The following is a 25296-nucleotide window of genomic DNA, read 5'->3' on the forward strand; positions in this document are numbered from 1 at the left end:
GACGGGAACCACCCTGGCCGGGGGAGGCTGAACCCAGCCTGAAGCCACCTGAAGCCGTCTTCAGGCCGGGTTTGCGAAGCTTTCCCCATGCGCCTGTTGATCGTGGAGGACGAGAAGCGTCTCGCCACGTCCCTCGCCCGGGGACTCACCGCCGAGGGCTTCGCCGTCGACGTCGTGCACGACGGCCTGGAGGGCCTGCACCTGGCCGGCCAGGGCGTCCACGACCTCGTGGTCCTCGACATCATGCTGCCCGGGATGAACGGCTACCGGATCTGCGCCGCCCTGCGCGCGGCCGGGCACGAGACGCCGATCCTCATGCTGACCGCGAAGGACGGGGAGTACGACGAGGCGGAGGGCCTCGACACGGGCGCCGACGACTACCTGACCAAGCCGTTCTCGTACGTCGTGCTCGTCGCCCGGATCAGGGCGCTGCTGCGCCGTCGCGGCGGCTCCGCCTCGCCCGTGCTGACCGCCGGAGGGCTGCGGATGGACACCGCCGCCCGCCGGGTCCACCGGGGTCAGGACGAAGTCGTGCTCACGGCCAAGGAGTTCGCCGTGCTGGAGCAGCTCGTGGTGCGGGCCGGCGAGGTGGTCAGCAAGGCGGAGATCCTGGAGCACGTCTGGGACTTCGCGTACGACGGCGACCCGAACATCGTCGAGGTCTACATCAGCACCCTGCGCCGCAAGCTCGGCGCCGCGTCGATCCGCACGGTACGGGGCGCGGGCTACCGGCTGGAGACACCGTGAGGTCCGTACGCGCCAGGGCCGCGCTGGGCGCGACCCTGGTCGTGGCCGTCGCCCTCACGGTCGCCGGGCTGGCGGTCCTCCTGGTGCTGCGGGGCAATCTGACGGACCGGGCCGGTCTGGAGGCCGAGGTGGCCGCGCGCGAGGTGGCCGGGCAGCTGGCCCTGGGGACGGCGTACCCGGAGCTGGAGCTGGGCGACGAGGAGGTCCACCCCGTCCAGGTGACCGACGAGGAGGGGCGGGTGGTGGCCGTCTCCACGGACCTGGAGGCGATCTCGGGGACCCGCACGGCACAGGTCGACCCGGCACCGTCCGCGCCCGTCGCGGAGCCGGGCGACGACCACGGCGGCGACCACGGCGACGACGGCGACGGGGACGACGACGGGAGCGTCCCGGCTCGCGGGGAGCTGTCCTCGGACCAGCCGGACTTCTCCAACGGCACCGCCACCGTGGACGGGGAGACGGCCGACTACCGTTTCGCCGCGGTCGAGTTGACCACGGACCGGGACGTCACCCTGACCGTCCACGCGGGTGCCCCGCTCGCGGCCGAGCAGGAGGCCGTCGACACGGTGCGCAACTCCATGCTGACCGGGCTGCCCGTCATGCTGCTCGTCGTCGCCGGGGTGACCTGGCTGGTCACCCGGCGCGCCCTGCGGCCGGTCGAGGGCATCCGCCGGGAGCTGGCCGCGATCACCGCGTCCGAGGACCTGGCCCGCCGGGTCCCCGAGCCGGACTCCCGGGACGAGGTCGCGCGGCTGGCCCGCACGACCAACGCGACCCTGACCGTGCTGGAGGCCTCGGTCGACCGGCAGCGGCGCTTCGTCGCCGACGCCTCGCACGAGCTGCGCAGTCCGATCGCCTCGCTCCGCACCCAGCTTGAGGTCGGGGCGGCCCACCCGGAGCTGCTGGACGTGCCCGGGGCGGTCGCCGACACCGTACGGCTCCAGGCCCTGGCCGCGGACCTGCTGCTGCTCGCCCGGCTGGACGCGGGGGAGCGGCCGGGGCGCGCGGTCGTCGACCTGGGCGCGCTGGTCCGTGCGGAGGTCTCCCGGCGTGCGGCCGACCGGATCCCGCCCGAAGTGTCCGTGGCGGACCAGGGACGGCTGGAAGTGACCGGATCGCGCGGGCAGTTGGCCCGGGTCGTGGGCAATCTGCTGGACAACGCCGAGCGTCACGCGGAGGCCGCGGTGGCCGTCTCGGTACGGGCCGCCCGGGGCGAGGTGCTCATCGAGGTCACCGACGACGGCGCGGGCGTGCCCGAGGCGGAGCGGGACCGGATCTTCGAGCGCTTCGTCCGGCTGGACGACGCCCGCAGCCGCGACGACGGCGGGGCCGGGCTCGGCCTGGCCATCGCCCGTGACGTGGCCGCCCGGCACGGAGGCATCCTCACGGTGGGCGCGGCGCCGGGCGGCGGCGCGCGGTTCACCCTGCGTCTGCCGGGCCCGTCCGGAACGGGACGGGCGCCGGCGGACGACGGCGGGTGAACGGACGGGCTACGGCTTGCCGCGCCGGCCGCGCAGGTGCTCCGCGATGGGGGTCAGCGCCGCGTGCAGCTCGGAGAGCGCGTCGGGGGAGAGCAGGTCCATGAAGTGCCTGCGCACCGAATCCACATGGTGCGGTGCGACCTTCCGCATCGTCTCCCCGCCGAGCTCCGTGAGGACGGCGAAGAGTCCGCGCCGGTCCGACTCGCAGTGCTCACGCCGCACCAGGCCGGCGCTCTCCATCCGGGTGACCTGGTGCGACAGCCTGCTCTTGGACTGCAGGGTGGCGGCGGCGAGATCGCTCATCCGCATCCGCTGTTCGTCCGACTCGGACAGGTTGACCAGGATCTCGTAGTCGTTCATGGTCAGGCCGAACGGCTGGAGGTCCCTCTCCAGCTGATGCGTCAGCAGCCTGCTGACGTCGAGGTGGGTGCGCCAGGCGCACTGCTCCGTGTCGGTCAGCCAGCGCGTGGCCGTCTCGGTCTTCTCCATATACGGATTCTACCTAAGATGTTGAAAGCCGGACGAATCATGGTCGTGTGAATCCCGGCACGCGTGAGCCCTCCTACGTGCCCCCCCTGGACATCACGCTCCGCAGAGTACCGCTCACCGACCGAAGCGACGCTGGAGGTCCCCCAGCTGGCCGGGCGTGCGGGGTGAGGCGCCGTGTTGACCGGCCCCCGGACCACCGCCCGGCACACCCGGCTCGTGCGGAACGCGGCCGGTCGCCTGTTCGGCCATCAGCACCTCGGTCGACTGGAGCAGCACGGTCCCGGCGCCGACGAACTCGAACTGGTGCTCCTCGCCGGAGGCGCCGCCGAGCCCGGTCAGCGAGCGCAGCCCGCCCAGCACGCCGGTCAGGTAGCCGTGGTCGTAGTGGTGGCACGGTGAGGGGCAGTCCGCCCAGCCCACCAGGGCCTGCGGGTCCACCCGCAGCGGCGGCTCCATGAAGACCACCGGGCCGTTGGACGCGGCGACGAACTTCCCCGTGCCGATCAGGGTCAGGAAGCCCGGCACGATCGACTGCTTGAGCGCCAGGGTGGGCTGGTACGCCAGCAGATTGCCGGACCGGATCGTCAGGTTGCCGTCCTCCAGGTCGAAGGAGTTCACGTCGAAGGCCCGGTCGGCGAGCAGCATCTTGCCGCTGCCCTCGGCGACCACCCAGTCGCTCGCGTGCAGCGGGGAGTGGAAGCTCGTGCGGACCAGCCGCTCGAAGCGGCCGTGCCCGATCCCGTCGAAGGCGATCTGCCCGTAGTAGGCGATCATCTTGCCCTTCTGCAGGAACCACCGGCTCCCGGTGAGCTCCACACAGAAGGTGTACGCGTTGACGTTGTCGTCCGACGGCAGCGTCGTCGGATCGAATACCACCGGCGTGCTCACAGCTTCTCCTCCGACGCCTGGACGTACACCGCTCCGTCGCCGCTGAGCTCCAGCTGGAACGCCTCGCCGGAACCGCGCCCCACCATGTCGCGCCAGCCGAGCGCGGTCGACAGCTTGTTGGTCACGTTCCCGTGGTGGGCGACGTACGCCTGCGGGTCCACGTGCACCGGCCTCCCGGGGGCGATCGGCAGCTCGACGACCCCGCCGTGCGCCATCACGGCCACCGAGCCGTGGCCCTCCAGCGTCGTCGTGAACAGCCCCTGCCCGGTCACCTGGCCGCGGACCATGCCCATCACCCCGCCCTGCGAGCCCATGAACATGGTGCCCTGTCGGAGCGTCCCGTCGAACGCGAGCAGCCGGTCCGCCTCCACGTAGAGGGTGTCGCCCGCCAGGTCGATCACCTGGACGTGGTGGCCCCCGTGGCCGAACATCACCGTGCCGCTGCCTTCGACCGTCATCAGGGGGGTCGCCTCGTCGGCCACCCGCCGGCCGATCATCGACCCCAGGCCGCCCCGCCCGCCCCGGACGTCCGGGGTGAACGACACGTCGCCGCGGTACGCGAGCATCGCGCCGCGCTGGCTGTACACCGTCCGGCCGGGCCCCACCTCGGCCTCGACCATCTTCGAGTTGATCTCACGGAACGGCATCAGACATCGCCCCCGACGGTGTTGCGCTCGCTGGGCTGCACATAGACCAGCCCGTCGCCCTCGAAGCGGATCTGGAAGGACTCCCCGGAGCCCTCGCCCATGAGCGTCCGGAAGTTCACCCCGGACTGGAGGTGCTGCTGGAGCCTGCCCTGATGGGCGATGTAGGCACCCGGGTCGACGTGCAGCGGGTACTGGGGCGTCACCCGCAGCACCACGGCGGAGCCGTCCGACATGATCGCCGCCTGCCCCGTCCCCTCGACGGTCGTGGTGAACAGGCCGTTGCCGCTCGCCCCGCCGCGCAGGCCGGTGAACGAGGTGCCGGTGCGCAGGCCGGCGTCCGTGACCAGCAGATTGCTCGCCTCGACGTACAGGGTGTCACCGTGCAGCGAGACGAGGTTGATCTCGCTCGCCCGGTCGGCGAAATAGCAGGTGCCCTGCCCCTTCACCTCCATCACGTCCATCTGCTCGCCGGTCAGCCGGCGGGTCACCATGCCGCGCAGACCCTCACCGCCGCCCGTCATCTTCTTGAACGCCATCCTGCCGTCGTACGCGACCATCGAGCCGTTCTTCGCCTTGACGGCGTCGCCCGTGAGGTCGACGGCGAGCGTCTTGCTGCCTTGGAGTCGGAACATCGCCACGGTGCGACGTTAGCCGCCGGACGGTCCGGCGGACAGGGCCCGGCGGCCCCTCCCGCGTCCGGACCACCCCGATGTGCGCCGGTACGCGCCGCGGCGGCCGGACCCGGACCCCCCGCTCCCGCGGGCCGGGACCGATGCCACAATGGCTGTGCTTGTGCCTGCGTTCACAAGCCGACACGCCCCTCCCACCGAAGGTGCCCTCGTGGACATCAAGACCGCTTCCGCCCTGCACCGGCTGCGCCTCATCTCGCTTCCCGAGGCGCTGTCCTTCCCGGCGCTGCTCATCTTCGGCTCGCTGCTCATGCGGGTCTCGGACATCGACTTCCTGATGCCGCCCCTCGGAGCGCTGCACGGCATCCTCTTCACGATCTACGTGGTGTTCCTGCTGGACGTGTGGGTCAAGGCGAAGTGGCCGCTCAAGCGTGTCGCCCTGTTCTTCCTGCTCGCGGTCGTGCCCTTCGGCGGCCTCTACGGCGAGAAGCTGCTCAAGAAGTACGAGGCCGACGGCGTCATCGCCGCCCGCGCCCGCGCCGAGGGCACGGTGAACGCATGATCGTCGCCTTCTCCGTCAGCCCGCTGGGTGCCGGCGAGGACGTCGGCGCGTACGTCGCCGACGCCGTCCGCGTCGTCCGCGAGTCCGGGCTGCCCAACCGCACGGACGCCATGTTCACCTCGATCGAGGGGGAGTGGGACGAGGTCATGGACGTGGTCAAGCGTGCCGTCGCCGCCGTCGAGGCCCGCGCGGGCCGCGTCTCCCTGGTGCTCAAGGCCGACATCCGGCCGGGTGTCACCGACGGCCTGACCTCCAAGGTCGAGACGGTGGAACGGCACCTCGCGGGCTGACGCCCCGTCCGCACCCGCCGCCCGCCCGAAGAGCCCCCGGATCCGGGGGCTCTTTCCGTTCGGGCGAAGAAACCCCCTCGGCCGGACCTGCCGGGTCGACAGGGCGCCGCGCCTGCCCTTTGGGTGGGGACACCGGCACATCCGACCATGGGAGGCGTGATGCCGTCGGAGGGTCACGATCGCGACAGCTGTACCGCGGCCCCGCTCGTGGAGCCGTCCACGCGGGGGCACCGGCTGCGGTACCGCCGCCCGGCGCGCACCGCGCGGTACCGGACGGCCGCCGTGCTCCTTGCGGCGGTCCTCCCCGCGGTCGCCGGGGCGCTGCTGCTCCACGTGCTGTGGCCGACGCACTGGGTCCGTGAGGGGGGCGGGTGCAGATGGCTGGTGCTCGCCGACTCGCCGGCCCTGGTCGCCGTCGGCCTGGTCGAGCTGTTCGTGCTGGCCCACGCCGTCGCCGTGGCGTACGCCCTGGCGGTGGCCAGGGACCCGGTCCCGGTGGCGCCGGAGCCCGGCACCGGGCTCGCCCTCCTCGTCGCGTACGTGCCGGGCCGGGACGCCCTCCCCGCGGTGCGGGCCACCCTGGCGGCCGCCGTGCGGGTGCGGCACCCCGGACCGCTGGACGTCTGGCTGCTCGACGAGGGCGACGACCCCGAGGCGCGGATGCTCTGCGCGGAGCTCGGCGTGCACCACTTCACCCGCCGCGGGGTGCCCGAGTGGAACCGCGGGACCGGGCCGCACCGGGCGGGGACCGAGCGCGGGAACGTCAACGCCTGGCTCGCCAAGCACGGCGACGCCTACGACCTCGTCGCGTGCGCCGCGGCCGGCCGGCGTCCCGGGCCGGACGCCCTGGAGCGCAGGACCGGCTGGTTCCGTGACCCGGACGTCGCCTTCGTGGTGGGCCCGCGGAGCTGCGCGGACGGGGCCCCCGGGGCGCCGGGGCCGCTGTCCGGCCCGCTGGTCCAGCGGGCCGGCAACCGCCACGGGGCACCCCTGCTCGACGACGGCGACCCGGTCCTACGGGTGGCCGCCCTGCGTCAGGCCGGCGGCTTCCGGGACTCCGTCACCGGCGCCACGGCCACCGGCTTCGAGATCCACCGGCTGCGCAACCCGCGGACCGGTCGCTACTGGCGCTCCGTACGCGCCGCGGACGCCCGGGGCGACGAAGAGGCCTCGGCCCCCTGGACGGACCCCGCCGCCCGCCGGTCGCGGCGCGCGTACGGGACGCTGCTGCGGCAGTACGGCAAGGCGCTGTTCCGGGTGCCGCCCGGACGGCTCGTCGGCTACACGCTGACGCTCGCCCGGGGCCCGGTGACCGGCGCGATGTGCTTCCTCGGCGCCGTCGGCTGCCTGGCGGCCCTCACCCACGCGCACCAGCGGATCTGGGCGGTCCTCGCCCTGCTGGCCGCCCTCGCCCCGCTCGTGCCGCGGTCCACCGCCCTGCTGCGCGGGCGCGCCGCACGTCCCGCGCCCGGCCGGACCCGCGCCGCCTCCCCCGCCCCGCAGCCGGGCGGCACACCGGCCGCCGCGGGCTCCCCGGCGGGACGGGACTGACCCGTGCGCCCGGGCCGCCGTCCCCGCCGGACGCGGCCGACCGGGCCGGCGGGCCCGCTCAGGCCTCCGGCGCCGACAGTGTGATGCCCAGCGGGGTGCGCGCGTACAGCACCTGGTGCCCGTGGCGCCGCGAGGTGAGCAGACCCGCCGCGCGCAGCACCGACAGGTGCGCCGACACGGAGGACGGGGCGAGAGCGAGCCGGTGTGCCAGGGCGCTCGTGCCTGCCGGCTCGGTGAGGGCGCAGAGCACGTCGGCACGGGCCCGTCCCAGTAGCCGGGCCAGCGAGTCGGGCGTCCGCCCGGCGGGCTCCGTCCACAGGCCCCCGATGCCGCGCGCCGGATAGATCACGGCGGGCTGCCAGGGCGGCTCGTGGCCGCCGACGACCTCCGGCCACACGAAGACGCTGGGCATCAGGACGAGCCCCTGCCCGCCCAGGACGCGGCTGTGGTCGCCCCGGGTGCCGACCACGGTCAGCGTCGAGCCGGACCAGCGGAGCTGCGGACTGATCTCGCCCAGCAGCCCCTCGAAGCCGATCTCCGCCTGCCGCCGCGAGTGGTAGGCGACGTCCGCCTCCAGCAGGGCGCGAAGCCGGGGCCAGTGCGGCTCGACCATCACCCGCCACGCCTGCTCCAGCAGGTCCGCCAGCTCCTGGACGGCCCGCGCCGGGTCGGCCAGCATCCGCCGCCCCGCGGGGGACCGGAGTCCGCCGGGGGTGTCGGCGAGCGCGAGCGCCATGTCGGCGCGGGCGGCCGCCGGGTCCGTCGCCCGCACGGCGGCCAGCTCCTCGGCGAAGGTGGCGAGCGGCCCGAGCGGCGGCGGACAGATGAAGTCCGGGTTGAAGCCGCCCTCGGGCATCAGCAGCCACAGCGGTGTGAGGTCCAGGCCCGCGGCCCCCTCGCCGATCAGACGGAGCCACGGGAGGTGGTAGCCGTGCCGCGACCGGCGGTTCAGCGTCCGCACGGCCTCCTGCGTCTCCCAGAGCGGTGACAGCGCGAAGCGGCAGCGGAGCAGGTCGTTCTCGTCGAAGTGCAGATGGAACGCCACCGACGGCCCCTCTCGAAGATTCGGCCTGGCCCGAAAGTCTACGGGGATCCGCGTTCCTGCCCCAGGCTGCCCGCATGCCGAACGACAGCACCACCCCGGCGGGAACACCCCGTGAAGGCGACGCCGCCGAGGCGCCGCTCCCGGCCTCCTCCCCCTCGCAGGGTCCGCCTCACGCGCCGGGGGCGGTCCCCGGGCCCGGGGGCTACCGGGCCGTGTTCGCCGTGCGGGAGTTCCGGGCGGTCTTCGCCGCGCACCTGCTCTCCCTGCTCGGCGTGGTCGTCAGCGAGCTGGCGCTGACCGTCCTCGTCTACGACCTCACCGGCTCACCCCTGCTGTCGGCCCTCACGTTCGCCCTGGGGTTCCTCCCGTACGTCGTCGGCGGCACGCTCTTCGCCGGGGTCGCCGACCGGTACCCCGCGCGCCGTGTCCTCGTCACCTGCGACCTGGTCTGCGCGGGCTGCGTCGCCGTGATGGTGCTCCCCGGCACCCCCGTCGGCGTGCTCCTCGCCCTGCGCTGCGCCGTGGCGGCGGTCGCCCCGGTCTTCACCGGGACGCGGACGGCCGCCCTCACCGACATCCTCGGCGAGGGCGACCTCTACGTGCTCGGGCGCTCACTGCTGCGCCTCGTCTCGCAGAGCGCCATGCTCGTCGGCTACGGCGCGGGCGGGATGCTGCTCGTCGTGCTGTCCCCGCGCGGGGCGATCACGGTCACCGTCGTGACGTTCCTCTGCTCCGCCGCGCTGCTGCGCCTCGGCACCCTGGACCGGCCGGCCCGGACGGGGAAGGGCGCCGGCGGCGCGCTGCTCGCGGAGTCGCTCGCGGGGGCCCGGGCGCTGCTCGGCGACCGCGAGATCCGGGGCCTCCTGCTGCTCTTCTGGGTGCCCGCCTCCTTCGTGGTGGCCCCGGAGGCGCTGGCCGCGCCCTACGTGGACGCGATCGGCGCCGGACCCGCCGCCCTCGGGCTGCTGATGTGCGCGATGGCCGTCGGCCACATCGGTGCCGAGCTGTACGTGGGCGCCGCCCTCGGCCCCCGGACGCGCTCCCGGATCGTCCTGCCGGTCGCCGCCCTCGGCCTGCTGCCCCTCGTGCTGTACGTCCTGCGCCCGGGCGCGGTCCTCACCGCGGGGGCCCTCGTGCTGGCCGGGGCGGGCGCCGCGTACATCATCGGACTCGACCAGTGGTTCGTGGAGGCGGTCCCCGAGGCCCTGCGGGGCCGGGCCATGACCCTGCTCACCGCCGGCCTGATGACCCTCCAGGGGCTCGGCATGGCGCTCGCCGGACTGGCCGCGGAGTTCTTCCCGGTGCACCTGGTGATCGCCTGTTCGGGCGCCGTGGGCACGGTCGTCACGCTCCTGCTGGTCGTGGAGGTGCGGAGAACACGTGTCCGGTACCGAAGTGCGAGACGGAGCTGACCACCACGTGACCAGTGGGTAGGGTCGTGGCCGTGCCGAAGCCGCTCAGCCTCCCCTTCGACCCCATCGCCCGCGCCGAGGAACTCTGGCACCGGCGCTGGGGCCCGGTCCCCTCCATGGGGGCGATCACCTCGATCATGCGTGCGCAGCAGATCCTGCTCGCCGAGGTGGACGCGGTGGTCAAACCGTACGGACTGACCTTCGCGCGCTACGAGGCCCTGGTCCTGCTGACCTTCTCGCAGGCGGGCGAGCTGCCGATGTCCAAGATCGGCGAGCGGCTGATGGTGCACCCGACCTCGGTGACCAACACCGTCGACCGGCTGGTGCGCTCGGGGCTGGTCGACAAGCGCCCCAACCCCAACGACGGCCGCGGCACCCTGGCCTCCATCACCGACAAGGGCCGCGAGGTGGTCGAGGCGGCCAGCCGGGACCTGATGGCGATGGACTTCGGCCTCGGCGTCTACGACGAGGAGGAGTGCGCCGAGATCTTCGCGATGCTCCGGCCGCTGCGGGTGGCCGCGCAGGACTTCGACGGCGCCTGAGCGCTCCCGGCGCGGGCGGGGCCCGGGGCCGTGGCGCGGTCCCGGGGCGCCGGAGGGCCGTCCCGGGCGTCCGGTTACGCTCGATGCCATGAAACGCAGTGTGCTGACCCGCTACCGGGTGATGGCCTACGTCACCGCCGTCATGCTGTTGATCCTGTGCGTCTGCATGATCTTCAAGTACGGCTTCGACACCGGTGAGGGTCTGACGCTCGTCGTCTCGCAGGTCCACGGTGTCCTCTACATCATCTATCTGATCTTCGCCTTCGACCTCGGCTCCAAGGCGAAGTGGCCGTTCGGCAAGCTCCTGTGGGTGCTGATCTCCGGCACGATCCCGACCGCCGCGTTCTTCGTCGAGCGCACGGTGGTCCGGGAGGTCGAGCCGCTGATCGCCGACGGGTCCGCCCAGGCCGTCAAGGCCTGACCGGCACCATCCGGCCGCCCCGCGCGAAAGCGCCGGGCGGTTTGCCGTCGACAGGTAGTAGGACGTCCTAGTAAATTCGACGGTATGGACGCTCATGCGATCGAGGAAGGCCGCCGCCGCTGGCAGGCCCGTTACGACAAGGCCCGCAAGCGCGACGCGGACTTCACCACGCTCTCCGGGGACCCCGTGGAGCCGGTGTACGGCCCCCGCCCCGGCGACACGTACGAGGGGTTCGAGCGGATCGGCTGGCCCGGGGAGTACCCCTTCACCCGGGGACTGCACGCGACCGGCTACCGCGGCCGCACCTGGACGATCCGCCAGTTCGCCGGCTTCGGCAACGCCGAGCAGACCAACGAGCGGTACAAGTCCATCCTGGCCAACGGCGGCGGCGGGCTCAGCGTCGCCTTCGACATGCCGACCCTGATGGGCCGGGACTCCGACGACGCGCGCTCGCTCGGCGAGGTCGGCCACTGCGGCGTCGCCATCGACTCCGCCGCCGACATGGAGGTCCTCTTCCGGGACATCCCGCTCGGCGACGTCACCACCTCGATGACCATCAGCGGGCCGGCCGTCCCGGTGTTCTGCATGTACCTCGTCGCCGCGGAGCGCCAGGGCGTCGACCCCGCCGTGCTGAACGGCACGCTCCAGACCGACATCTTCAAGGAGTACATCGCGCAGAAGGAGTGGCTCTTCCAGCCCGAGCCCCACCTGCGCCTCATCGGCGACCTGATGGAGCACTGTGCCCGCGACATCCCCGCCTACAAGCCGCTCTCGGTGTCCGGCTACCACATCCGCGAGGCCGGGGCGACGGCCGCACAGGAACTCGCCTACACCCTCGCCGACGGCTTCGGGTACGTCGAGCTCGGCCTCTCCCGCGGCCTCGACGTCGACGTCTTCGCACCGGGGCTGTCCTTCTTCTTCGACGCGCACCTCGACTTCTTCGAAGAGATCGCCAAGTTCCGCGCCGCCCGCCGGATCTGGGCCCGCTGGATGAAGGAGACCTACGGCGCCCGGACCGACAAGGCCCAGTGGCTCCGCTTCCACACCCAGACCGCGGGCGTCTCGCTCACCGCCCAGCAGCCGTACAACAACGTCGTACGCACCGCGGTGGAGGCCCTGTCCGCGGTCCTGGGCGGCACCAACTCCCTGCACACCAACGCCCTGGACGAGACGCTCGCCCTCCCGTCCGCGCAGGCGGCCGAGATCGCGCTGCGCACCCAGCAGGTGCTGATGGAGGAGACCGGCGTCGCCAACGTCGCCGACCCGCTGGGCGGTTCGTGGTACGTCGAGCAGCTCACCGACCGCATCGAGGCGGACGCCGAGAAGATCTTCGAGCAGATCAGGGAGCGCGGCACCCGGGCGCACCCCGACGGCAGGCACCCGGTCGGGCCGATGACCTCCGGCATCCTGCGCGGCATCGAGGACGGCTGGTTCACCGGCGAGACCGCCGAATCCGCCTTCCGCTACCAGCAGTCGCTGGAGAAGGGGGAGAAGCGCGTCGTCGGCGTCAACGTCCACCACGGATCCGTCACCGGCGACCTGGAGATCCTGCGGGTCAGCCACGAGGTCGAGCGCGAGCAGGTGCGGGTGCTCGCCGGGCGCAAGGAGGGCCGTGAGGACGCCAGGGTCCGTGCGGCGCTGGACGCCATGCTGGCCGCCGCGCGCGACGGCTCGAACATGATCGGGCCGATGCTGGACGCCGTCCGGGCGGAGGCGACCCTCGGGGAGATCTGCGGGGTGCTGCGCGAGGAGTGGGGCGTCTACACCGAGCCGCCCGGCTTCTGAACCTCTCCGGCCCGGCCGGTCCCGGCCGTCCGGTCGGCTCGCTCGGCCCGGCTGTCCGGGCGACCGCGCCGCCCGGACGGCCTGGGCTTCCGGGCCCCGGACGGGGCCTCAGGCCCCCGGCCGGCCCGCTCCCGCGGCGCCCAGCCCGGAGAGCAGCAGCACCGTGAAGCGCCGGGCCCAGTCGGGGTCGACGGGTTCGGCGCTCACCAGGGTCCGGTGCACCACGGCGCCCGCGATCACGTCGAAGATCAGGTCGGCGGTCCCGGCGGCCAGCACCGCGTCCGGCTCGGCGGGCAGTTCGCCGCGCCGCTGCGCGCGCTCCCGCCCCTGCAGCACCAGGTGCTTCTGCCGGGCGACGATCGAGTCCCGTATGCGGTCCCGCAGCGCCTCGTCCCGCGTCGACTCCGCGACCACCGCCATCAGCGCCGTCTTGGTCTCCGGCCGCTCCAGCAGGGCCGCGAACCGCAGGACCACGGCCTCCACGTCGGCCGGCAGACTGCCGAGGTCGGGCAGCTCCAGCTCGTCGAAGAGGACCGCCACCGCGTCCACCACCAGCTCGTTCTTGCCGGCCCAGCGGCGGTAGAGGGTCGTCTTGGCGACCCCCGCGCGCGTCGCCACGTCCCCCATCGTCAGCTTCGACCAGCCGAGGTCGACCAGCGACGCACGGGTCGCCTCCAGGATCGCGGCGTCCGCCTCGGCGCTGCGGGGACGGCCGGACCGGGCGGGTTCGGTGGGACTGCGGCTCGGCATGCGGTGACCATACCGGCCGGTAAGGAGAGCTGACCGGCCCCGGGACCCGTGAGACAGATCACCGCGCGCTCTTGCCCCGCAGGGGGGCCCGGCAGTTACGCTACGACCCGTAGCGTAAGAACCGGCGGTCCGCCGCCGTTGCGCCACGACCGATCGACAGCCACAGGCGCCGGGTGGGGACCCGGCACCGAGCGCGGGGTTTTCAGGGCCTCGGAACCGCTTCCGGCCGGGCGTCACGCACACCGGCGTGGCCGAGGACGGGAGCGGTTCACGGATCGCTTTCCGGAACGGTGCGCGCAGGGGGGAGGATGTACGTATGCAGCCTAGGAACATGTCCATGAGCGGTGTCGTCGACCTCGCCGCTGTGAAGGCGGCCGGCGACGCCAAGGCGAAGGCCGAGCAGGCCCGCGAGGAGTCGGCCCGCCAGGGGGGTGGAGGTGCCGTCGCACCCTCCGCCCTCGTGATCGACGTCGACGAGGCGGGCTTCGAGACCGACGTCCTCCAGCGCTCCACCGAGGTGCCCGTCGTCATCGACTTCTGGGCCGAGTGGTGCGAGCCGTGCAAGCAGCTCGGCCCGCTCCTGGAGCGTCTCGCCGTCGAGTACAACGGCCGCTTCCTGCTGGCCAAGGTCGATGTCGACGCCAACCCGATGCTGATGCAGCAGTTCGGGATCCAGGGCATCCCCGCGGTCTTCGCGGTGGTGGCCGGACAGGCGCTGCCGCTCTTCCAGGGCGCGGCCCCCGAGAGCCAGATCCGGGAGACGCTGGACCAGCTGATCCAGGTCGGCGAGGAGCGCTTCGGCCTGACCGGCATCGCCGTCGACCCGGACGCCGGCACCGGGGACGCGGACGGCGCCCCCGCCGAGGTGCCCGCGGGGCCGTACGACGCGAAGCTCGAAGCCGCCGCGCAGGCCCTGGACGCCAACGACTTCGACGGCGCGGTCCGGGCGTACCGCGGCGTCCTGGCCGACGACCCGGTCAACACCGAGGCCAAGCTGGGCCTCGCGCAGGCCGAGCTGCTGGGCCGCGTCGCGGGCACGGACCCGCAGCAGGTCCGCAAGGAGGCGGCGGAGAACCCGGCCGCACCGGCGGCGCAGATGGCCGCCGCCGATCTGGACCTGGTGGGCGGTCACGTGGAGGACGCCTTCGGGCGGCTCGTCGAGACGGTCCGCCGCACCACCGGTGACGACCGCGACGCCGTCCGGGTGCGGCTCCTCGAACTCTTCGAGGTGATCGGCCCCGACGACCCCCGTGTCACCGCGGCCCGTACCGCCCTGGCGCGCGTCTTGTTCTGATGTGACAACACGGCCGCGGCACCCTCGTGGGTGCCGCGGCCGTTTTCGCGGACGGACGACAAGGAACCCCTGCGCTTTACCAAAACTTGATAAAAGTACCTACTGTTACTCGCAGTAAATCACCTCCGACGGTCTGTCCGGATCAGGGTCGTAATCGCGGTATTTGTTCGCCCTTGGGGTGCCACCCTGTGTGGCCGTACGGCGGCGCCCTGTCGTGTCCCGGTTATCTCCGCGTTACTAGCCAGTAACGACCCCCCTTGTGTCACGGCCGCGAATGCACCACGATCGGCCACGCTCGGTCCGATGCACGCCTGCCCGACGGCCAGTCGGCGCAGGCGGACTGTCGGGTCCCCACCGGGTGGTCGGCGGCAGTGGCGCCGATCGCGGACAGGGGGGTTCCTGCCCCTGGGCAGGGCCTGTCCGAACCGGCCGTGCAGACGCGCGGCCAGTGGTTGTCGCTCGGGGGTGATCGCCGGTGACTCGGATGCGGTACGCGCCTCCGGTCCGGGCGCTCTCCTTCCCGAGGACGTAGCACTTCTCCCCTCCCAGGGCGGGCACGATGCCCGTACCGGAGATGTACGTCCGAGAAGGAGGAAACATATGAGTTCGCAGGTTCGCGGTGGTACCAGATGGAAGCGGTTCGCTCTGGTCATGGTGCCGAGTGTCGTGGCCACCGCCGCTGTCGGCGTCGGCCTCGCGCAGGGCGCGCTCGCCGCGTCGTTCAGCGTCTCCGGCCAGAGCTTCAAGGTCTCCACCGACAAGCTCGTCGGTGAGGACTTCGTCCAGTACGGCAGCGTCGCTGTCGGCAAGGACCTCAAGGGCAACGACGCGGCGCACCCGGTGGCCGTGTCGGGCTTCAGCAAGGCCACGATCACCAACATGTGCCAGTCGGTCGTGACGCCGGACCTGCCCTTCGGGCTCGGCAGCGTCAGCCTGCAGCTGAGCGCGGGCACCGACCCGAAGAAGCCCGTCGAGGCGACCAACCTCTACCTCGACGTCGCCCAGCTCGACGCCGACGCGTACTTCGAGCAGATCGACATCGGCGTCGCGGCCGGTTCGGTCGGCAAGCCCGGCATCCAGTCCGGTACGGAGAAGGCCGTCAACCCGAACGGCTTCGCGCAGCGCGCCAAGACGGCGACGCTGTCCAACGTGGAGCAGACGGCGTGGGCGACCACCGCCGGCACCTTCAAGCTGAGCAATCTGAGCCTGAAGCTGCACAAGGGCGTCAAGGAGTGCTTCTAAGCGCTCGCCCGGGCGGCCGGAGCGTCCCGTGGGGATCTCCGGCTGCCCACCCCTTCTCTTCTCACAGCAGTACCGGTTCCAGGGAGCTGTTTTCCATGAGCCCCGAGTCCACAGGGCAGAACGAGCACTACCTCACCGTCTACCGGCGGGGATTCCGCACCTGGCGGGGTAACCGGCCGTTCTGGGCGGGCCTGTTCACCATTTTGGGTGGTCTACCCATCGCGTACTTCCCGTACGCCAACATGCACCTCGGCAACATGACGATCGCGATGTCCACCACCGCGGGCGCGGGGTCGCTGATCATCGGGGTGCTGCTCGTCACGCTGGGCCTCACGATGTGGTTCCACCACATCGTGCGGGTGTTCGCCGGCGTCGCCGCGATCCTGCTCGCGCTGATCTCCATACCCGTCGCCAACATAGGCGGCTTCATCGTCGGCTTCCTGCTGTCGCTCCTCGGCGGAGCCCTGTCCATCTCCTGGGCCCCCGGCGACGCGAAGGGCGCCCCGGCGCCCGAGGACCAGCAGGCGCAGGCGTCCCGGAGCGAGATCCACGAGATTCCGGAGCAGGGCCGGGAATCCCACGACACCGCTGAGGCCCCGCGGAGGCCGATGCTGTTCAAGGCGGCGGCGGACGCCGACGGGGGGAGGCACCGTGCAGGGTGACGACAGCCGGACCGACGACGCCGGGCCGCAGGGCCCGGAGGAGCGAAGAGGGCCCCGCCACGCGGCTCCCCGGAAGTCGTTCCTGACGAAGCTGCACATGCCCGCCGGCAAGAAGGCGTTCGCGCTCGCCGCGATGCCGACGGCCGTCTTCGTGGGCATGGGACTCACCCCCCGGCTGGCGATGGCCGACGACAGCACGGACATCCCCTTCGCGCCCGGGCCCTGTGTGACGCGCTCCGACGAGCCCTCCGAGTCGCAGAAGCCCGAGGAGAAGCCGACCCCGAGCGCCACGCCGTCCGACGAGGCCGGCGAGGGCAAGGACGACACGGGCAAGGACGACTCCGGGAAGGACGACTCCGGCACGGACGACGGGGACGCCTCGCCCGCGCCCTCGGCGAGTCCGAGCGCGCCCGGCGGCGGCACCGACGAGGACACCTCGGGGGACGAGGCCGACACCCCGGCCACCCCCGCCCCCACCGCGTCGAAGAACCCCCTCGACCCGCTGGGCCTCGGCGACGCGCTCAAGGACCTGCTCGGCGGACCGGGTGCGAAGGAGACGGCCGAGCCGTCCGCCGACGCCACCACGAAGGCGCCCGAGCCCTCCGGGAGCGCCACGGCCGCCGAGCCGGCGGAGAAGGCCGCTGAGGAGGCCGCCAAGGCCGGGAAGACCGCGAAGGACGCGGTCGGGAAGACCACCGACGCCATCCGTGACGCGGCCGAGAAGGCCGGGGAGGGCGTCGAGGAGCTCGACGACGACGTCAAGGGCCTCGACCCCGTGAAGGACGAGGACGTCCCGGACGGCGCCAAGGAGCGCTTCCCCTGCCCGACCGCCGACCCCGACGCGCTCGCCGCGGCCGACCTGGAGCAGGGCGTCCCGCTCCTCCCGGACGACCCGTGGACGCTGGAGACCTCGAAGCTCACGCTCACCGGGCTCGACTACAAGGGCATCGTCGAGGTGAAGACGTACGGCGGCAGCGTCAAGAAGGCGCTCAAGTTCACCGCCGACAGCATCGACATCAAGGACCTGCACCAGCTGACGAAGGGCCCGGCCGGCACCACCGGTCACGTCAAGGCGGAGAGCGGATCCACCTCCACCATCCGCAACGGCACGGTGACGATGTACACGGAGGAGCTGAAGGGCAACCTCTTCGGCATCATCCCCGTCACCTTCAGCCCGGAGACCCCGCCGCCGCTGAACGTGCCCTTCGCCTTCTTCACCGACGCCACGGTGAAGCAGGCCGGCCAGTTCGGCGGATCGCTCAAGGTCCCCGGCCTGCAGAACTACTTCACCGGTGGCAAGAGCTAGTCACGTACCTGTCCGGGAGCCGCACAGCGCTGCGGGCCGTCCCCCTCGCCGAGGGGGACGGCCCGCAGTCGTTTGCGTGTGCGCCGCTGTGAGGCAACCGGCCTCGGCCGAGTCAGCGGCTGCTGGACACCTCGATCAGCCCGGCAGGCGCGCTGTCGGCCGTCACGCTTCATGCGGACAGGCCCACACGGACGGGAACGCACCGTATCGATGCTCACGGCGTGCCGGTGGTGCTGCGTGCACACGTCCGGGCAGGTCGGGAGAGGCAGAGGCCGCACCTCCCGGACCCTCTCATCGCTGGTTGAGGCCTTCCTCCACCAGCAGGTCCGGGTACCCGAAGCGTCTGCCGAGCGCCACGAACTCCTTGCGGCTGCTCGTGTCGACCGCGACGGCGTACGCCTTCATGGCGCGCAGGAACAACCGACAGCCGAGGTCGGCACAGACCTGGACCACCACCTGTTCCAGCGCAGGTACCAGACCGGTCCGTGGCAGAGAGTTGAACTGCTGCCCGACTTCGTCCGCCCGGGTCAGATCATCGGCGACCCGGCCCATCACGCTGAGGACTGCCGCGCGCCGCGCGTCGTCCGTCACCGGATCGGCAGCCGGCGGAACGAAGCCGGGTGTACGGCGTACCTCTGCGGCGAGCCATGCGGATTCGATCCTCCCCAGCCAGTCCCGCGGAGCGACGTCCTCCTTGCACGGGTCGAACACGTGGTCCGTGGAGCCGACCCATGCCGTCCGTACGGTCTCTTCGGGCAGTGTCGAATCCAGCAGACGCCGCACGTCGCGTCCCAGTTGCAGTGCTGCGGAGCCGTCCAGGTCCGACACCGACCGCTCCGCGATCAGGACCATGGCGGAGACCGGTCCCCGCTCGACGAGGCAGTCGAGTTCGGCGGGAAGCAGCTCGGTCATCTCTCCGCACTGCTCCGAAAGCCAGGAGAGTCCGGTCTCACGCGTCATGTCTGCTCCGAACATGTGGCTCGATCCGGTCCGGCACGGCCCGGTCGACCGCCTCGCCGGCAGTCTCCTGCCCTGTGCTGCCGGCCTCGCCGCCGCCGGGGGCCCGGTAGCGCTGCCGGGCGGGTGAGGTGACCGCTGTGGCCCGCGCCGGACATCTCAGGGGCGCGGGCCACAGCGGTGCGGGCGGTGCGTCAGGCGCGGTCGCCGCTCAGGTGGTGCACCCGGACCATGTTGGTGGTGCCGGGGACGCCGGGGGGCGAACCGGCGGTGATGACCATGGTGTCGCCGTCGTTGTAGCGGTTCAGCTTCAGCAGCTCCGCGTCGACCAGGTCGACCATGGCGTCCGTGTTGTCCACGTGCGGCACGACGTAGGACTCGACGCCCCAGCTCAGCGCGAGCTGGCTGCGGGTCGACTCCTCCGTGGTGAAGGCCAGGATGGGCTGCGCCGTGCGGTAGCGGGAGAGACGGCGGGCGGTGTCACCGGACTTGGTGAAGGCGACGAGCGCCTTGCCGTCCAGGAAGTCCGCGATCTCGCAGGCCGCGCGGGCCACCGAACCGCCCTGGGTGCGGGGCTTCTTGCCCGGGACCAGCGGCTGGAGGCCCTTGGAGAGCAGCTCCTCCTCGGCGGCGACGACGATCTTCGCCATGGTCTTGACCGTCTCGATCGGGTACGCGCCGACCGAGGACTCCGCCGACAGCATGACCGCGTCCGCGCCGTCCAGGATGGCGTTGGCGACGTCGGACGCCTCGGCGCGGGTCGGCCGCGAGTTGGTGATCATCGACTCCATCATCTGGGTCGCCACGATCACCGGTTTGGCGTTCCGGCGGCACAGCTCGATGAGGCGCTTCTGCACCATCGGGACCTTTTCGAGCGGGTACTCGACGGCGAGGTCACCGCGGGCGACCATCACACCGTCGAAGGCGGCGACGACGCCCTCCATGTGCTCGACGGCCTGCGGCTTCTCGACCTTGGCGATGACGGGGACCCGGCGGCCCTCCTCGTCCATCACCTTGTGCACGTCCTTGACGTCCTCGGCGTCCCGGACGAAGGACAGCGCGACCAGGTCGCAGCCCATCCGCAGGGCGAACCGCAGGTCCTCGACGTCCTTCTCGGACAGCGCGGGGACGTTGACGGCCGCACCCGGGAGGTTGATCCCCTTGTGGTCGGAGATGACACCGCCCTCGATGACGATGGTGGTGACCCGCGGACCGTCGACCGAGACGACCTTCAGCTCGACGTTGCCGTCGTTGATCAGGATCGGGTCACCCTTGGCGACGTCGCCGGGCAGCCCCTTGTAGGTGGTGCCGCAGACCGACCTGTCACCGGCCACGTCCTCGGAGGTGATGACGAACTCGTCGCCGCGGACCAGCTCGACCGGCCCCTCGGCGAACTTCCCGAGCCGGATCTTGGGACCCTGGAGGTCGGCGAGCACGCCGACGGCGCGGCCGCTCTCGGCCGCGGCCTTCCGGACGCGGTCGTAACGGCCTTGGTGCTCCTCGTGGGAGCCGTGGCTGAAGTTGAAACGGGCCACGCTCATGCCGGCCTCGATCAGAGCGACGAGCTGCTCATGGGAGTCGACGGCGGGACCGAGGGTGCAGACGATTTTGGAACGGCGCATGAGGCGGATCCTATCGGTTTGTTTCACTGCGGAATATTCCGTCTGGTGGAAGGTACAAAGGGGCGCGGGCCCGCTCAGTTGTGGACCAGGTCGAAGGTCTGGCCGGCGATCTCCAGCTCCTCGTCCGTGGGCACGACGGCGACCGCCACCCGTGCGCCGTCGTGCGAGATCAGCCTCGGCTCGCCGGACCGCACGGCGTTGCGGTCCGCGTCCACCGCCAGGCCGAACGCCTCCAGCCCCGCGAGCGCAGCCTCCCGCACCGGGGCCGAGTTCTCCCCGACCCCCGCCGTGAAGACCACGGCGTCCACCCGGCCGAGGACCGCCGCATAGGCGCCGATGTACTTCTTCAGCCGGTGGATGTAGACGTCGAACGCGAGCGTGGCCCGCTCGTCGCCCTCGTCCACCCGGCGCCTGATCTCCCGCATGTCGTTGTCGCCGCAGAGGCCGACCAGCCCGCTCCGCTTGTTGAGCAGGACGTCGATCTCGTCCGTCGACATCCCCGCCACCCGCTTCAGGTGGAAGGTGACCGCCGGGTCGACGTCCCCCGAGCGTGTGCCCATGACCAGCCCCTCCAGCGGGGTCAGCCCCATGGACGTCTCCACGCAGCGGCCGCCCGTCACCGCGGAGGCCGAGGCGCCGTTGCCCAGGTGCAGCACGATCACGTTCACCTCGGACACCGGCCGGCCCAGCAGCTCGGCGGTCCGGCGCGACACGTACGCGTGCGAGGTGCCGTGGAAGCCGTAGCGGCGGATGCGGTGCGCGTCGGCCGTCTCCACGTCGATCGCGTAGCGCGCCGCGTGCTCCGGCATCGTCGTGTGGAACGCCGTGTCGAAGACCGCGACCTGCGGCAGGTCCGGGCGCAGCGCCCGCGCCGTGCGGATCCCGGTGATGTTCGCCGGGTTGTGCAGCGGGGCCACCGGGACGAGCCGCTCGATCTCCGCCAGCACCTCGTCCGTGACCACGGTGGGCTCGCTGAACCTCAGTCCGCCGTGCACCACCCGGTGGCCGATCGCCGCCAGCTCGGGGGAGTCGAGGCCGAGCCCGTCGGCCGCGAGCTCGGCGGCGGCGGCTTCCAGGGCCTCCCCGTGGTCGGCGATCCTGCCCGTGCGCTCGCGGGGCTCGCCGCCCTTCGACGGGGTGTGCACCAGCCGGGAGGACGACTCGCCGATCCGCTCGACCAGCCCGGTGGCCAGCCTGGAGCGGTCGCGCATGTCCAGCAGCTGGTACTTCACCGACGAGGAGCCGGAATTGAGCACGAGTACGCGGTGGGCGTCGTTCATGGAGCGGGAACCTTCGCTGTTCGGGCCGGTGGTCATGGCGGTCACTCCTCGCTCTGCGCCTGGATCGCCGTGATGGCCACCGTGTTGACGATGTCCTGGACCAGCGCGCCGCGGGACAGGTCGTTGACCGGCTTGCGCAGCCCCTGCAGGACCGGGCCGACCGCGACCGCGCCCGCCGAACGCTGGACCGCCTTGTACGTGTTGTTGCCGGTGTTGAGATCGGGGAAGACCAGCACGGTCGCCCGTCCCGCGACCTCCGAGGCCGGCAGCTTCGTCGCGGCGACGGACGGCTCGACCGCCGCGTCGTACTGGATCGGGCCCTCGATCCTCAGGTCCGGCCGGGAGGCGCGTACCCGCTCGGTGGCCTCCCGCACCTTGTCGACGTCGGCGCCCGAGCCCGAGGTCCCCGTCGAGTACGAGAGCATCGCGATCCGGGGGTCCACGCCGAAGCGGGACGCGGTGACCGCCGACTGCACCGCGATGTCCGCGAGCTGCTCCGCGTCCGGATCCGGGTTGACCGCGCAGTCGCCGTAGACCAGGACCTTGTCGGCGAGGCACATGAAGAACACCGAGGAGACGATGGACGCCTCGGGCTTCGTCTTGATGATCTCGAACGCCGGCCGGATCGTGGCCGCTGTGGAGTGCACCGAGCCGGAGACCATGCCGTCGGCCAGGCCCTCCTGGACCATCAGGGTGCCGAAGTAGTTGACGTCCGAGACGACGTCGTACGCCAGCTCCACCGTCACCCCGCGGTGCGCGCGCAGCGCCGCGTACCGCTCGGCGAAGCCCTGGCGCAGTTCGGAGGTCTGCGGGTCGACGATCCGGGTCCCGGCGAGGTCGACGCCCAGGTCGGCGGCCTTCTTGCGGATGACGTCGGTGTCGCCGAGCAGGGTCAGGTCGCACACGTCGCGGCGGAGCAGCACGTCCGCGGCGCGCAGCACACGCTCCTCGGTGCCCTCGGGCAGGACGACCCGGCGCCGGTCGGAGCGGGCCTGCTCCAGCAGTTCGTGCTCGAACATCATGGGGGTGACCCGGCCGCTGCGGGCCACCGAGATCCGCTCCAGCAGGGCCCCGGTGTCCACGTGGCGCTCGAAGAGGCCGAGGGCGGTCTCCGCCTTGCGGGGGGTGGCCGCGTTCAGTTTCCCTTCGAGGGCGAAGAGTTCGCCCGCCGTGGGGAAGGAGCCGCCGGCCACGGCGATGACCGGGGTGCCGGGTGCGAGGCGGGCCGCGAGCCGGAGTATCTCCTCGCCGGGGCGCTCGTTCAGGGTCAGCAGGACGCCCGCGATGGGCGGGGTGCCGGCGCTGTGCGCGGCGAGCGAGCCGATGACGAGGTCCGCGCGGTCGCCGGGGGTGACGACCATGCAGCCCGGGGTCAGGGCCTTCAGGAGGTTCGGCAGCATGGCCCCGCCGAACACGAAGTCCAGCGCGTCCCGGGCCAGCCCCGAGTCGTCACCGAGCAGAACCGTTCCGCCCAGGGCGGTGGTGATCTGGGCGACGGTGGGTGCGGAGAGCGCCGGATCGTCCGGCAGCACCGAGCAGGGGACGGGGAGCTGCGACCGCAGCCGGTCGGCGATGTCCGCGCGGTCCTCGGACGCCACCCGGTTCACGACCATCGCCAGGACGTCGCAGCCGAGCCCGGCGTACGCCCGGTAGGCGTTGCGCGTCTCGGCGCGCACCGAGCCGGCGTCCTGGTCCTTGCCCCCGACCACCGCGATCACCGAGGCGCCGAACTCGTTGGCCAGCCGGGCGTTCAGGGCCAGCTCGTCCGGCATCTGGGTGGCGGCGAAGTCGCTGCCGAGGACGAGCACGACCTCGTAGTCGCGCGCCACCCGGTGGAAGCGTTCGACGAGCAGCGAGACCAGCTCGTCGGTGCCCTTCTCGGCCTGGACGGCGGACGCCTCCTGATAGTCCAGCCCGAAGACGGTCTCCGCGCTCTGCGACAGCCGGTAGCGGGCCCGCAGCAGCTCGAACAGCCGGTCCGGGCCGTCGTGGACGAGCGGCCGGAAGACGCCGACCCGGTCGACCTGACGCGTCAGTAGCTCCATGACTCCCAGATCGACGACCTGGCGGCCGTCCCCCCGGTCGATCCCGGTCACGTACACGCTGCGCGTCACGCGTGGTCTCCCGTCCTGTTTGGCTGGCCTTGTCCTCTTGACGATACCTACCCGGGCAGGTAGGCCGCCCGCCGGGCGCAGGGGCCGGGGCGGGCCGCTCCCGGCCCCGTCCCGCCCCCTCTCCCGGCCCCGCGGAGGAGCCGCGCCGGACGGTCCGGCAGCACGGGTGCCCGGCCGGGCGTGGGACAATCGTCACGGCTCACGGTACGGGGGTCTCCCGACGGCCCCCGGAACGCATGGCACCCAGGGCTGTCCCGTCCTCCCCGGTGGATCAGCGCGCGGCGTCCGTTGCGGTGCGTCGCACGGCGGAGGGACGTCCGCATACTGGAGGTGTCCGGGCGTTCCGACGGCGCGGCGGGGTGCCGTGCGCCCGCCGGGGACCACGGGACCGACCTAAGCGAGCAGGAGACAGAGCGGGATGCGCATCGGAATTCTCACCGCAGGCGGCGACTGCCCAGGCCTGAACGCTGTGATCCGGTCGGTCGTGCACCGTGCCGTGGTGGGCCACGGCGACGAGGTCATCGGCTTCGAGGACGGCTTCAAGGGGCTGCTCGACGGCCACTTCCGGCCGCTCGACCTGAACGCCGTCAGCGGCATCCTGGCCCGCGGCGGCACCATCCTCGGCTCCGCCCGGCTGGAGCGCGACCGGCTGCGCGAGGCCGCCGAGAACTGCGCCGAACTGTCCCTCCGCTACGGCATCGACGCGCTGATCCCGATCGGCGGCGAGGGCACGCTCACCGCGGCCCGCATGCTCTCCGACGCCGGGATGCCGGTCGTCGGCGTCCCGAAGACCATCGACAACGACATCTCCGCCACCGACCGGACCTTCGGCTTCGACACCGCCGTGGGCGTCGCGACCGAGGCCATAGACCGCCTCAAGACCACCGCGGAGTCGCACCAGCGCGTCATGGTCGTCGAGGTCATGGGCCGGCACGCGGGCTGGATCGCGCTGGAGTCCGGGATGGCCGGCGGCGCCCACGGGATCTGCCTGCCGGAGCGCCCCTTCCAGGTCGACGACCTGGTCAAGATGGTCGAGGAGCGCTTCGCCCGGGGCAAGAAGTTCGCCGTCGTCTGCGTCGCCGAGGGGGCGCACCCGGCCGAGGGCTCCATGCCCTACGCCAAGGGCGAGATCGACCAGTTCGGCCACGAGCGGTTCCAGGGCATCGGCAACCGCCTCGCCGTCGAGCTGGAGCTGCGCCTCGGCAAGGAGGCGCGGCCGGTCATCCTCGGCCACGTCCAGCGCGGCGGCACCCCGACCGCCTACGACCGCGTCCTCGCGACCCGCTTCGGGTGGAACGCCGTGGAGGCCGTGCACCGGGGCGACTTCGGCCGGATGACGGCCCTGCGCGGCACCGAGATCGTGATGGCCCCGCTCGCGGACGCCGTGACCCGGCTGAAGACGGTCCCCACCGACCGCATGTACGAGGCCGAGTCGGTCTTCTGAGAGCGGCGCGCCCGCACCGGGCCGGACCGGACGGCCGGGCCCGGCCCGTTCCCGCCGACCGGGCCGGGCTGCCGGCCCGCGCCCATATCCGAATAGCTAACGTCTGAACTACATTCAACAACCATGATTAACCGTA

General features: G+C 72.3%; 24 protein-coding genes. 14 read left to right on the plus strand and 10 right to left on the minus strand.

Annotation, left to right across the window (positions count from 1 at the left end; all coding sequences use genetic code 11):
* Positions 1-87 precede the first annotated feature (87 nt).
* Positions 88-747, plus strand: a complete 660-nt coding sequence (locus ABZ172_RS09990; RefSeq protein ID WP_356882107.1) for a response regulator transcription factor — start codon at positions 88-90, stop codon at positions 745-747.
* Positions 744-2228, plus strand: coding sequence for a HAMP domain-containing sensor histidine kinase (locus tag ABZ172_RS09995; protein ID WP_356882109.1), 1485 nt, complete (start codon positions 744-746; stop codon positions 2226-2228). The genes ABZ172_RS09990 and ABZ172_RS09995 overlap by 4 nt, the downstream gene beginning before the upstream one ends.
* Before the next feature lie 9 nt (positions 2229-2237).
* Here ABZ172_RS09995 and ABZ172_RS10000 read toward each other — a convergent pair whose 3' ends face one another.
* From ABZ172_RS10000 to ABZ172_RS10015, 4 genes are all read right to left on the minus strand, one after another.
* Complete coding sequence (locus tag ABZ172_RS10000) at positions 2238-2717, minus strand: MarR family transcriptional regulator (RefSeq protein ID WP_356882111.1); 480 nt, start codon at positions 2715-2717, stop codon at positions 2238-2240.
* 114 nt (positions 2718-2831) lie between these two features.
* Positions 2832-3605 (minus strand): AIM24 family protein, encoded by a 774-nt coding sequence (locus ABZ172_RS10005; RefSeq protein ID WP_356882113.1) that lies wholly within the window; start codon positions 3603-3605, stop codon positions 2832-2834.
* Positions 3602-4252: an AIM24 family protein gene (locus ABZ172_RS10010; protein ID WP_356882115.1), complete on the minus strand. Its 651-nt coding sequence runs from the start codon at positions 4250-4252 to the stop codon at positions 3602-3604. Before ABZ172_RS10010 ends, ABZ172_RS10005 begins: the two co-directional genes overlap by 4 nt.
* A complete protein-coding gene (locus ABZ172_RS10015; protein WP_356882163.1) occupies positions 4252-4884 on the minus strand; it encodes an AIM24 family protein in 633 nt (210 codons plus the stop codon). The genes ABZ172_RS10010 and ABZ172_RS10015 overlap by 1 nt, the downstream gene beginning before the upstream one ends.
* Positions 4885-5092: 208 nt before the next feature.
* Here ABZ172_RS10015 and ABZ172_RS10020 point away from each other — a divergent pair, with 208 nt between their 5' ends.
* The 3 genes from ABZ172_RS10020 (at position 5093) to ABZ172_RS10030 (ending at position 7284) form a co-directional block, all read left to right on the plus strand.
* On the plus strand, positions 5093-5443 hold the full coding sequence (locus tag ABZ172_RS10020; protein ID WP_356882117.1) for a DUF3817 domain-containing protein: 351 nt from the start codon (positions 5093-5095) through the stop codon (positions 5441-5443).
* Positions 5440-5733, plus strand: a complete 294-nt coding sequence (locus ABZ172_RS10025; protein ID WP_356882119.1) for an MTH1187 family thiamine-binding protein — start codon at positions 5440-5442, stop codon at positions 5731-5733. The genes ABZ172_RS10020 and ABZ172_RS10025 overlap by 4 nt, the downstream gene beginning before the upstream one ends.
* 207 nt (positions 5734-5940) lie before the next feature.
* Positions 5941-7284 carry a glycosyl transferase gene (locus ABZ172_RS10030; RefSeq protein WP_356882121.1) on the plus strand — a complete coding sequence of 448 codons (1344 nt, stop codon included), beginning with the start codon at positions 5941-5943 and terminating at the stop codon, positions 7282-7284.
* A 58-nt stretch (positions 7285-7342) separates the two neighbouring features.
* Here the strand turns inward: ABZ172_RS10030 and ABZ172_RS10035 are convergent, their stop codons facing one another.
* On the minus strand, positions 7343-8329 hold the full coding sequence (locus tag ABZ172_RS10035; RefSeq protein WP_356882123.1) for a DUF5937 family protein: 987 nt from the start codon (positions 8327-8329) through the stop codon (positions 7343-7345).
* A 74-nt stretch (positions 8330-8403) separates the two neighbouring features.
* Here ABZ172_RS10035 and ABZ172_RS10040 point away from each other — a divergent pair, with 74 nt between their 5' ends.
* The 4 genes from ABZ172_RS10040 (at position 8404) to ABZ172_RS10055 (ending at position 12489) form a co-directional block, all read left to right on the plus strand.
* A complete protein-coding gene (locus ABZ172_RS10040; RefSeq protein WP_356882125.1) occupies positions 8404-9741 on the plus strand; it encodes an MFS transporter in 1338 nt (445 codons plus the stop codon).
* A 32-nt stretch (positions 9742-9773) separates the two neighbouring features.
* Positions 9774-10283: a MarR family transcriptional regulator gene (locus tag ABZ172_RS10045; protein ID WP_356882127.1), complete on the plus strand. Its 510-nt coding sequence runs from the start codon at positions 9774-9776 to the stop codon at positions 10281-10283.
* An 88-nt stretch (positions 10284-10371) separates the two neighbouring features.
* On the plus strand, positions 10372-10704 hold the full coding sequence (locus ABZ172_RS10050; protein WP_356882129.1) for a DUF3817 domain-containing protein: 333 nt from the start codon (positions 10372-10374) through the stop codon (positions 10702-10704).
* 84 nt (positions 10705-10788) lie between these two features.
* Positions 10789-12489 (plus strand): methylmalonyl-CoA mutase family protein, encoded by a 1701-nt coding sequence (locus ABZ172_RS10055; RefSeq protein WP_356882131.1) that lies wholly within the window; start codon positions 10789-10791, stop codon positions 12487-12489.
* A gap of 108 nt (positions 12490-12597) precedes the next feature.
* Here the strand turns inward: ABZ172_RS10055 and ABZ172_RS10060 are convergent, their stop codons facing one another.
* Positions 12598-13239: a TetR/AcrR family transcriptional regulator gene (locus ABZ172_RS10060; RefSeq protein WP_356882133.1), complete on the minus strand. Its 642-nt coding sequence runs from the start codon at positions 13237-13239 to the stop codon at positions 12598-12600.
* A gap of 316 nt (positions 13240-13555) precedes the next feature.
* On the opposite strand from ABZ172_RS10060, the gene ABZ172_RS10065 reads away from it, so the two are divergent.
* From ABZ172_RS10065 to ABZ172_RS10080, 4 genes are all read left to right on the plus strand, one after another.
* Positions 13556-14533, plus strand: coding sequence for a tetratricopeptide repeat protein (locus ABZ172_RS10065; protein WP_356882135.1), 978 nt, complete (start codon positions 13556-13558; stop codon positions 14531-14533).
* Positions 14534-15133: 600 nt separating this feature from the next.
* Positions 15134-15775, plus strand: a complete 642-nt coding sequence (locus ABZ172_RS10070) for a DUF6230 family protein (protein ID WP_356882137.1) — start codon at positions 15134-15136, stop codon at positions 15773-15775.
* Between the two features lie 95 nt (positions 15776-15870).
* Positions 15871-16437, plus strand: a complete 567-nt coding sequence (locus ABZ172_RS10075; protein WP_356882139.1) for a DUF6114 domain-containing protein — start codon at positions 15871-15873, stop codon at positions 16435-16437.
* Positions 16427-17743 carry a hypothetical protein gene (locus tag ABZ172_RS10080; RefSeq protein ID WP_356882141.1) on the plus strand — a complete coding sequence of 439 codons (1317 nt, stop codon included), beginning with the start codon at positions 16427-16429 and terminating at the stop codon, positions 17741-17743. Before ABZ172_RS10075 ends, ABZ172_RS10080 begins: the two co-directional genes overlap by 11 nt.
* Positions 17744-18034: 291 nt before the next feature.
* Here the strand turns inward: ABZ172_RS10080 and ABZ172_RS10085 are convergent, their stop codons facing one another.
* The 4 genes from ABZ172_RS10085 to pta all read right to left on the minus strand — a co-directional run bounded on the left by ABZ172_RS10085 (position 18035) and on the right by pta (position 23716).
* Positions 18035-18703 (minus strand): hypothetical protein, encoded by a 669-nt coding sequence (locus tag ABZ172_RS10085; protein ID WP_356882143.1) that lies wholly within the window; start codon positions 18701-18703, stop codon positions 18035-18037.
* A 191-nt stretch (positions 18704-18894) separates the two neighbouring features.
* On the minus strand, positions 18895-20322 hold the full coding sequence (gene pyk / locus ABZ172_RS10090; RefSeq protein WP_356882145.1) for a pyruvate kinase: 1428 nt from the start codon (positions 20320-20322) through the stop codon (positions 18895-18897).
* Positions 20323-20396: 74 nt separating this feature from the next.
* Positions 20397-21638 (minus strand): acetate kinase, encoded by a 1242-nt coding sequence (locus tag ABZ172_RS10095; RefSeq protein WP_356882147.1) that lies wholly within the window; start codon positions 21636-21638, stop codon positions 20397-20399.
* Between the two features lie 5 nt (positions 21639-21643).
* Positions 21644-23716, minus strand: coding sequence for a phosphate acetyltransferase (gene pta / locus ABZ172_RS10100; RefSeq protein WP_356882149.1), 2073 nt, complete (start codon positions 23714-23716; stop codon positions 21644-21646).
* A 418-nt stretch (positions 23717-24134) separates the two neighbouring features.
* On the opposite strand from pta, the gene ABZ172_RS10105 reads away from it, so the two are divergent.
* On the plus strand, positions 24135-25160 hold the full coding sequence (locus tag ABZ172_RS10105; protein WP_356882151.1) for an ATP-dependent 6-phosphofructokinase: 1026 nt from the start codon (positions 24135-24137) through the stop codon (positions 25158-25160).
* Positions 25161-25296 lie beyond the last annotated feature (136 nt).

This window comes from Streptomyces sp. NPDC006296 (genome assembly GCF_040613235.1).
Taxonomy (GTDB): Bacteria; Actinomycetota; Actinomycetes; order Streptomycetales; family Streptomycetaceae; genus Streptomyces.

Coding starts and splice junctions, on each gene's coding strand:
- ABZ172_RS10105 (WP_356882151.1), top strand. CDS start 24,135: ATGCGCATCGGAATTCTCACCGCAGGCGGCGACTGCCCAGGCCTGAAC.
- ABZ172_RS10085 (WP_356882143.1), bottom strand. CDS start 18,703: ATGACGCGTGAGACCGGACTCTCCTGGCTTTCGGAGCAGTGCGGAGAG.
- ABZ172_RS10015 (WP_356882163.1), bottom strand. CDS start 4,884: ATGTTCCGACTCCAAGGCAGCAAGACGCTCGCCGTCGACCTCACGGGC.
- ABZ172_RS10055 (WP_356882131.1), top strand. CDS start 10,789: ATGGACGCTCATGCGATCGAGGAAGGCCGCCGCCGCTGGCAGGCCCGT.
- pyk (WP_356882145.1), bottom strand. CDS start 20,322: ATGCGCCGTTCCAAAATCGTCTGCACCCTCGGTCCCGCCGTCGACTCC.
- ABZ172_RS10065 (WP_356882135.1), top strand. CDS start 13,556: ATGCAGCCTAGGAACATGTCCATGAGCGGTGTCGTCGACCTCGCCGCT.
- ABZ172_RS10060 (WP_356882133.1), bottom strand. CDS start 13,239: ATGCCGAGCCGCAGTCCCACCGAACCCGCCCGGTCCGGCCGTCCCCGC.
- ABZ172_RS10070 (WP_356882137.1), top strand. CDS start 15,134: ATGAGTTCGCAGGTTCGCGGTGGTACCAGATGGAAGCGGTTCGCTCTG.
- ABZ172_RS10050 (WP_356882129.1), top strand. CDS start 10,372: ATGAAACGCAGTGTGCTGACCCGCTACCGGGTGATGGCCTACGTCACC.
- ABZ172_RS10000 (WP_356882111.1), bottom strand. CDS start 2,717: ATGGAGAAGACCGAGACGGCCACGCGCTGGCTGACCGACACGGAGCAG.
- ABZ172_RS10010 (WP_356882115.1), bottom strand. CDS start 4,252: ATGCCGTTCCGTGAGATCAACTCGAAGATGGTCGAGGCCGAGGTGGGG.
- ABZ172_RS09990 (WP_356882107.1), top strand. CDS start 88: ATGCGCCTGTTGATCGTGGAGGACGAGAAGCGTCTCGCCACGTCCCTC.
- ABZ172_RS10040 (WP_356882125.1), top strand. CDS start 8,404: ATGCCGAACGACAGCACCACCCCGGCGGGAACACCCCGTGAAGGCGAC.
- ABZ172_RS10095 (WP_356882147.1), bottom strand. CDS start 21,638: ATGACCACCGGCCCGAACAGCGAAGGTTCCCGCTCCATGAACGACGCC.
- ABZ172_RS10025 (WP_356882119.1), top strand. CDS start 5,440: ATGATCGTCGCCTTCTCCGTCAGCCCGCTGGGTGCCGGCGAGGACGTC.
- ABZ172_RS10075 (WP_356882139.1), top strand. CDS start 15,871: ATGAGCCCCGAGTCCACAGGGCAGAACGAGCACTACCTCACCGTCTAC.